3 protein-coding genes and 1 pseudogene are annotated in these 6,042 nt (G+C 57.9%); all 4 read right to left on the bottom strand.

Annotated features, from left to right (window positions below):
* Positions 1 to 199: 199 nt before the first annotated feature.
* Positions 200 to 907: a methyl-accepting chemotaxis protein gene (locus AUC60_RS28640; RefSeq protein WP_405623242.1), complete on the bottom strand. Its 708-nt coding sequence runs from the start codon at positions 905 to 907 to the stop codon at positions 200 to 202.
* A gap of 417 nt (positions 908 to 1,324) precedes the next feature.
* Positions 1,325 to 1,840 (bottom strand): annotated as a pseudogene (locus tag AUC60_RS28635) (MCP four helix bundle domain-containing protein); the annotation flags it as partial.
* A gap of 554 nt (positions 1,841 to 2,394) precedes the next feature.
* Positions 2,395 to 5,307 carry a ribonucleoside-diphosphate reductase subunit alpha gene (locus AUC60_RS21555; RefSeq protein ID WP_087272468.1) on the bottom strand — a complete coding sequence of 971 codons (2,913 nt, stop codon included), beginning with the start codon at positions 5,305 to 5,307 and terminating at the stop codon, positions 2,395 to 2,397.
* Positions 5,308 to 5,840: 533 nt separating this feature from the next.
* A partial coding sequence (locus AUC60_RS28175; RefSeq protein ID WP_238599617.1) for a hypothetical protein occupies positions 5,841 to 6,042 on the bottom strand: 202 nt, incomplete at its 5' end.

Here is a 6,042-nt window from a genome sequence, read left to right as displayed (position 1 = left end):
CTGAAGTCGTACGGCGTTATCGTTTATCGCGGGCAAGCCCGGCTCCCACAGGTTTGATAGTGGGCAGGTATTTGTGGGAGCTGAGCTTGCTCGCGATGGTAGCGCTGCGGTCTGAAGTTGTACCGCGTCATCGTTTATCGCTGGCAAGCCCGGCTCCCACAGGTTTGATGTGGGGCAGGCTTGCCGGGATTGGCTGGGGTTAGCCGACTTTAAAGAAGGCGACTTTTTGGGTCAGGCGGTCTGCCAGTTTTGCCAGTTCGTGGCTTGCGGTGGCGACTTGTTTTGATCCGGTTGCGGACTGCACGGTGGAGCCGTGGATGCGGTTGATGTTGACAGCGACTTCTTCGGCCACGGCGTTTTGCTGCACGGAGGCGGCGGCGATCTGCGCGTTCATGCGGTTGATGGCGCCCACTTCCTGGCTGATTTTTGACAGCGCGCCTTGTGCGTTGCGGGTTTGTTCCACGGTGCGGCCGACCAGTTCGCAGTTGTCACGCATGGTTTGCGCGGCGGTTTCAGTGCCGCTTTGCAGGGTGCTGATCATGTCCCGTATGTCTTGCGTGGAGCGCTGGGTCCGGTTGGCCAGCGAGCGCACTTCATCAGCGACGACCGCAAAGCCTCGGCCGTGCTCGCCAGCCCGCGCCGCTTCGATGGCGGCGTTGAGGGCCAGCAGGTTTGTTTGCGTGGCGATGGAGTTGATCACGTCGATCACGCTCTCAATCTCTTCGCTTTGTTTGGAGACCCGCTCCACGGTCAGGGTGGTTTCCGCCAGCGAGGTGGCCAGGTGTTCGATCGCTTGGGTGGTGTCTGCGACCAACTGGTTACCGCTGACTACTTCGCCGTCGGCCAGGCGCGTTGCGTCGGCGGCCTGGGATGCGTAACCGGTGACTTCGTTAACGGTCGCCGCCATTTGCGTAATCGCGGTGGCTACTTGCTCAGCCTCACGGGTTTGCAGGTTGATCTGGTCGTTGTTGGTAATCGAAGTGGCGGACAGTAGCGTGGACGACTGGTTGACCTCTTGGGCGGCCATGCGCACTTGGGTAATGGTGTCGGCCAAGCGGCTGAGCGCTGTTTTCAATACGCCCATGACGCTGTCGGGGTAGGGGGTGACGATGCTTTGTTGCAGGTCGCCGGCTGCCAAGCGCTGGATGGCTTGAGCCACTTCGGTGGGTTCTGCGCCGAGGGTGGATTTGACGAAGCGGATGATGATCACCGACAGGAAGATGCTCAGCAGCAAGGCCGCACCCGTTGCCAGCAACATCAAGCCGCGAAACTGACTGGCGGTGGCTTGCACGTCATTGAGTTGCGATTTGATCGAGGCTTCTTCGTAGTCAATCAACGCGTTGATGCGTTTCAGCCACTCGCTGTAGTCGGCGGATATCTGATTGAGCAGCAAAGCCTGAGCGCCTGCGATGTCGCCAGTGCGGCGCAGGTCGATCAGTTTTTTGGTGGAGGCAAGGGTCTGCTGTTCGATGTCTTTGATAGCGCGCAGCATGGATTGCTCTTGCGAGCTGACGGGGTGGCTTGCGAACAGTTGGTCCAGCGGCGTGGCTGAGTCGACATAGTCTTTTTGCAGGCGGGTGACTTCAGCTAGGTGGGATTCAAGATCACGATCATTGCTGACCAGTACGGCATCGCGAATGGCGATAGCGCGGTTGTGAACGCTGCCGCGGAAGTTGATTGCGTAGCGCTGCACTTTGGCGGCGTTGTCGCTGACGTCTCCCAGGGTGGAGTCGATGAATCCAACTCGTTGGATACCCACGGCGGTGATCAATACAAGCAGCGACACGATGGCGGCAAAGCCAAGGCCGATGCGCGATGCGAGGGAAATCGGTTTTTTCATGAGGTGAGCTCGTGGGTAAGCAAACTGCTGAAGCGCGTTGGTATCAATGCGCCATCTATTGCGATAACGGGAAGGTATCTCCAGTTGGCCTTTACGCCCAATTGAGGGTGGCTACAGTAGGCATAGCGGCACGCTATGGAATTTAGTGAGCCCGTCCGTCCGTCTGGCTCCATATCATGCCACTGCGCATGCGTTTGCGGGGGAGGGATTGTCCTGACGCCTCTCGCGAACAACTTCGCTGCACCGTGTGTCGCGTGCCGGGTATGAGGTAACTTGTTACCGAGAGGGTTTGACGCGGTGTTTCAGGTCAAGTCAGGTTTGTTTAGATAGGTTTTGAGTAGGTCTTCACGAGTCGGAAGAGGGCGGGCGATATCGAGTTGAAGCGAGGGAACGCGTTGTCACGCGGGCGATATGTGCAGGAAGCGGTTTGGAGGGGGTGAAGCCGGGAGGGTTTGAGGCTCCCGGTTTGTATTTCGGTAGTTACAGCAGAGTGACCTTATCGCGGGCAAGCCTCGCTCCCACAAGGGAAGCGAGGTCTGCCTTACTGCCAGTGCTTACTGGCAAGCCTCGCAATCCGGCTCGTCGATTGCACAGGCTTTTGGCACGGGTGCTGGGCCGGCTGGTGCTGCTTCGGTTGGACGCGGGGCGGTGATCGCCGAGTCGTCCGGGCCGTGGCCGCCGCTCGATACTGCGTTGAGCTTGCCGGTGTTGACGGTGGATTTTTCGGTGCTGGTCGCGGCCAGGGCACGGAGGTAGTAAGTGGTTTTCAGACCACGGTACCAGGCCATGCGGTAGGTCACGTCCAGTTTCTTGCCCGATGCGCCAGCGATGTACAGGTTCAGGGACTGAGCCTGGTCGATCCACTTCTGGCGACGGCTTGCTGCGTCAACAATCCACTTGGTGTCAACTTCGAACGCGGTGGCGTACAGGTCTTTGAGTTCCTGTGGGATGCGCTCGATCTGTTGTACCGAACCGTCGTAGTACTTCAGGTCGTTGATCATGACCGAGTCCCACAGGTCGCGGGCTTTGAGGTCGCGAACCAGGTACGGGTTGATCACGGTGAATTCGCCCGAGAGGTTCGATTTCACGTAGAGGTTCTGGTAAGTCGGTTCGATCGACTGCGATACGCCAGTGATGTTGGCGATGGTCGCGGTCGGTGCGATGGCCATGATGTTGGAGTTACGAATACCTTTCTGTACACGGGCACGTACTGGCGCCCAGTCCAGGGTTTCGTTCAGGTCAACGTCGATGTACTTCTGGCCACGCTGTTCGATCAGGATCTGTTGCGAATCCAGTGGCAGCACGCCTTTGGACCACAGCGAACCCTGGAACGTCTCGTAGGCACCGCGCTCGTCGGCCAGGTCGCAAGACGCCTGGATCGCGTAGTAGCTGACAGCTTCCATCGAACGGTCGGCGAACTCGACAGCCGCATCGGAACCGTAAGGGATGTGCTGCAGATACAGCGCGTCCTGGAAGCCCATGATGCCCAAGCCCACTGGACGGTGACGGAAGTTGGAGTTCTTCGCTTGCGGCACGGAGTAGTAGTTGATGTCGATAACGTTATCGAGCATGCGAACGGCTACGTCGATGGTGCGCTTGAGCTTGTCGGTGTCCAGCTTGCCGTTGACGATGTGGTTCGGCAGGTTGATCGAGCCCAGGTTGCAGACCGCGATCTCGTCCTTGTTGGTGTTCAGGGTGATCTCGGTGCACAGGTTCGAGCTGTGAACCACGCCCACGTGCTGCTGCGGGCTACGCAGGTTGCACGGGTCTTTGAAAGTCAGCCATGGGTGGCCGGTTTCGAACAGCATCGAGAGCATCTTGCGCCACAGGTCTTTGGCCTGGATGGTCTTGAACAGCTTGATCTTGCCTGGGTATTCGCTCAGGGCTTCGTAGTACTCATAACGCTCTTCGAAAGCTTTACCGGTCAGGTCGTGCAGGTCCGGTACTTCGGAAGGCGAGAACAGGGTCCATTTGCCGTCATCGAAGACACGCTTCATGAACAGGTCAGGGATCCAGTTGGCGGTGTTCATGTCGTGGGTACGACGACGATCATCACCGGTGTTCTTGCGCAGCTCGATGAACTCTTCGATGTCCATGTGCCAGGTTTCCAGGTAGGCACAGACAGCGCCTTTGCGCTTGCCACCCTGGTTAACGGCTACAGCGGTGTCGTTCACGACTTTCAGGAACGGTACAACGCCCTGGGATTTGCCGTTGGTGCCTTTGATGTACGAACCCAAAGCACGAACCGGGGTCCAGTCGTTGCCCAGACCGCCTGCGAATTTGGACAGCATGGCGTTGTCGTGGATGGCGTGATAAATGCCCGACAGGTCATCCGGAACGGTGGTCAGATAGCAGCTGGACAGTTGCGGACGCAGGGTACCGGCGTTGAACAGCGTAGGCGTCGAAGCCATGTAGTCGAAGGACGACAACAGGTTGTAGAACTCGATGGCGCGGTCTTCTTTGGCTTTCTCTTCGATCGCCAGGCCCATGGCCACACGCATGAAGAAGATCTGCGGCAGTTCGAAACGGATACCGTCCTTGTGGATGAAGTAACGGTCGTACAGGGTTTGCAGGCCCAGGTAGGTGAACTGCTGATCGCGCTCGTGGTTGATCGCCTTGCCGAGTTTTTCCAGGTCAAAGGTGGCCAGGATCGGGTTCAGCAATTCGAACTGAATGCCTTTGGCGATGTACGAAGGCAGGGCCTTGGCGTACAGGTCGGCCATTTCGTGGTGAGTAGCGCTTTCAGCCACTTCCAGGAAATTCAGGCCTTCGGCACGCAGGGTGTCCATCAGCAGGCGGGCGGTCACGAACGAGTAGTTCGGCTCGCGCTCAACCAGAGTACGGGCGGTCATCACCAGTGCGGTGTTGACGTCTTTCATCGCCACGCCGTCGTACAGGTTTTTCAGGGTTTCGTTCTGGATCAGGTTGGCGTCGACTTCAGCCAGACCTTCACATGCTTCGGTCACGATGGTGTTCAGACGACCCATGTCCAGCGGCGCAACGCTGCCGTCGGCGCGGGTGATACGGATCGAAGGGTGGGCGTCGACCGGTGCGTCGGTGCCACGAACGGCACGCTCCTTGGAGCGCTCGTTACGGTAGATGACGTAGTCGCGAGCCACTTTCTGCTCGCCGGCACGCATCAGGGCCAGTTCAACCTGGTCCTGGATTTCTTCGATGTGGATGGTGCCGCCCGAAGGCATGCGACGTTTGAAGGTGGCGGTGACTTGTTCGGTCAGACGGGCCACGGTGTCGTGGATGCGCGAAGACGCAGCGGCGGTGCCGCCCTCAACTGCAAGAAACGCTTTGGTGATAGCGACGGTGATTTTGTCATCGGTGTAGGCGACGACAGTGCCGTTACGCTTGATCACGCGCAGCTGGCCGGGAGCGGTCGCGGACAGATCCTGTTGGGACTGGCTTGTCTGCGGCGCCGGGTTCGGCGAGTTCTCGCGAGTTGTGTCTGTTTGCATGGGTGTCTCCACGTTCTCTATGTTTGTTTGGGTGCTGGTTAAGCACCCACCGATCCGGTTTGTAGGCATTCAGTCGACAAGCGTCGGCTGTAACGACCTCAAAACGGAATGGGGATGGCGGATTTCACCGTCCCTGGCTTTGAAGTCAAAAAGGCAGCGAATCGTTGCTCGCTGCCCTGAGGAATCTGTTGGATGGTGCCTGTTAAATATTGCAACAAATGCATGGATTCGCTGCGGCCGAAGGGGGAGAGCATGCTCGGGTGTATGGGGCGCAGCTTTGGCTCCTAAATGAGCCTTTGGTTCACCCGCAATACCTGAGAAAAATGCTTGAAATCCCTATTCGACTTGTGTTGGGTTTTTACCGTAAAACCCTACATGTAGGGTTGTAGGTGAAGCCGGGCTACAAGATAAAGCGTTTCGGACACCAATTGCAACGCACTACCTGTGGATAAAGCTGTGTGTAATTGGTGTATGAAAGCGCTACATCGCGTGTAGGCCGCATAACTACTGGACCGAGGCCTCTTTGAGGCTTATTAAGGTTTTTTTACGGCGCTCAGCGGATTTTTGCGGGCGCGAACCCTATCACAAAAAATGCCCCTGGCAAGGGCGGTTTGGCATGTGGTGTGCTTGGTGGTGATGGTGGGTAGAATTGTGCGGGTTGTGGTTTGGCGCGCTGTCATTCCCTCAGTGCAGATGTTGCTTCTGTAGGAGCGCACGAGCACCGCGAGGCCGCGA

The sequence above is a fragment of the Pseudomonas caspiana genome, assembly GCF_002158995.1.
Classification (GTDB): Bacteria; Pseudomonadota; Gammaproteobacteria; order Pseudomonadales; family Pseudomonadaceae; genus Aquipseudomonas; species Aquipseudomonas caspiana.
Note: the sequence above shows the minus strand (reverse complement) of the source record. Positions and strands in the feature narration are given on the sequence as shown.